The 2,249-nt window shown below is 63.7% G+C and carries 2 protein-coding genes; both read right to left on the reverse strand.

The features are described from left to right. A partial coding sequence (locus BST28_RS22775) for a polyketide synthase docking domain-containing protein (RefSeq protein WP_133054370.1) occupies positions 1-183 on the reverse strand: 183 nt, incomplete at its 3' end. Further along, positions 180-2,249 (reverse strand): acyltransferase domain-containing protein (locus tag BST28_RS22780; protein WP_133054369.1); only part of this gene is annotated, 2,070 nt, incomplete at its 5' end. The genes BST28_RS22775 and BST28_RS22780, both read right to left, overlap by 4 nt.

The raw sequence follows: 2,249 nt of genomic DNA on the forward strand, positions 1-2,249 counted from the left end.
ACCAGCCACCAACTCCCACAACTGCTCCGGAGAACCCACCCCACCCGGATACCGACACCCCATCCCCACAATCGCAATCGGCTCATGCGCGCGCCGTTCCAACTCGCGGAGTGCCTGGTGAGTGTCATGGAGCTCGCGCGTCACCTTCTTGAGGTAACTACGCAGCTTGTGCTCGTCGGTCAACTTGCGTGACCTCCCTCGGTGAGCGTTTCGGGCATTCCGAAGCCCTCGTCAATGAGTCGGAAAATTTCCTGGTCCGACGCGTCCTCGATGTCGTCTACCGAGACTCCGGTCGGCGGTCGTGACGCGGCCTTGCCGGCAAGATGGGTCTGCAGGCGACGGACGACATGGCGCAGACGCATCTCGGCACGCTCGCCGCCGTCGTAATTCCCTTCGATCATGGAAACGATCGACTCGAGCTTGTCGAGCTCATCGCTGCCTGAGACCGAGGAGTTGGCCGCCAGGGTGTGTTCGCGAGTGAGCAGGCCAACCAGGTGGCGTGCGAGCAGAACAGGAGTCGGGTAATCGAATACGACTGTTGGTGGCAGGCGCAAGTCGGTGATCCGACTTAGCCGCTCCTGCAACGTGACCGCGCTGAGGGAACTGAAACCGACATCTTTGAAGCTTTGATGCGTTTTGATCGCCGCTGCCGAAGGATGCCCGAGCACGGCGGCAGCTTGCGTACGCACCAGATCGAGTGCCAGCGCCTCGCGTTGGTTGAGTGGCGACCTCGTAATACGTTCCGGGAACGACGCGCCGCCTGATGAAGCCAGCGCCGTTTGTAGTGGCTGCCCAAAGTCGTTGAGGCTGCTGACTGTCGTATCGCCGACCGCGGACTTCCGAACGGTCCAGTAACGTCGACGCTCGAATGGGTAGGTAGGAAGCGCTACGGGTTTCCCGCCGTTCACCAGGGTCTTCCAATCGACGTCTACGCCGTGGACGTGCGCCTCGGCGAGCGACTGGGTGAAACGTGTGAACCCACCGTCCTCGCGTCGCAACGTGCCGATGGCCGAGGTTTCCGGACAGGATTCCCGAAGCCCATAGGTCAGGACTGGATGTGGGCTGACCTCGATGAAGGCGCTTATGCCTTCAGCTGACAGCGCGCGCGTTGCACGAACGAATTGCACCGGCCGGCGCAGTGATTGCTGCCAGTAATGAGCGTCGAGATCGCGACCGGCGACCGGCGTCCCCGTAACAGTCGAGAAGAACGGTATCTGCTCAACCTCGGGTCTTATGCAGCCGAGTTCGCCAATGAGTCGTTCGCCGATGCGGTCAACGTGTTCGGAATGTGACGCGTAGTCCACTGCAATTCGCTGGGCCCGTACGTCGTCGCGCTCACATTCAGCCAGTAGCGCTTCGAGCGCCTGGACGTCGCCGGATACAACGGTCGAGCGGTCACCGTTTATTGCGGCCACCGAAAGCTCACCGCGCCAAGCGGCGATCCGGTCCTCCGCCTCCGACGCACTGAGAGCCAATGAAGCCATGCCTCCGTGGCCGGCGAGCTCGTCTGCGATGGCGCGGCTACGCAACGACACCACCCGCGCCGCGTCCTCGAGCGTCAGCGCTCCGGCGACGTGGGCCGCGGCGATTTCGCCCTGCGAGTGCCCGACAACGGCGGACGGTTCGACACCGTGGGCACGCCACAGTGCGGCCAGCGAGACCATGACGGCGAACAACGCGGGCTGGACGACGTCGACGCGCTTCAGCGGTCCAGCCAGCTCGGTCCGCAGGGACCAATCAACGAACTCCGATAGTGCGTCGGCGCACGACTCCATCGATGCGCCGAATGTCGGTGAGGTGTCCCAGAGCTCGAGCCCCATTCCGCGCCACTGGGCACCCTGACCGGGGAATACGAAGGCCAAAGGTCCGTGGGCGGCGACACCGTGTGCAACATGATCGTGAGGCTCACCTTGAGCAACCGCACCGAGTCCTTCGAGGACGGCATCACGGTCGCGTTCGCACACGACGGCGCGGTGGTCAAGGTGCGCGCGACCTCTGGCAGCGTTGTATGCCGCATCTAGCGTGGTGATGTCTGGATACTTGTCCAGGTGAGCGCGCCAGCGCTCAGCCTGGGCGCGCAGCGCTCGGTCTGAACGAGCGGACAGCAGCAGCGGCACCACCGGCAGCTCCGCCACCACCGGGGATTCATTGGTTGAAGCATTCTCGGGGGTGGGGGGTTCTTCGATGATGACGTGGGCGTTGGTGCCGCTGATGCCGAAGGAGGACACCCCGAATCGGCGTCGTCGGGG

This window comes from Mycolicibacter kumamotonensis (genome assembly GCF_002086285.1).
Taxonomy (GTDB): Bacteria; Actinomycetota; Actinomycetes; order Mycobacteriales; family Mycobacteriaceae; genus Mycobacterium; species Mycobacterium kumamotonense.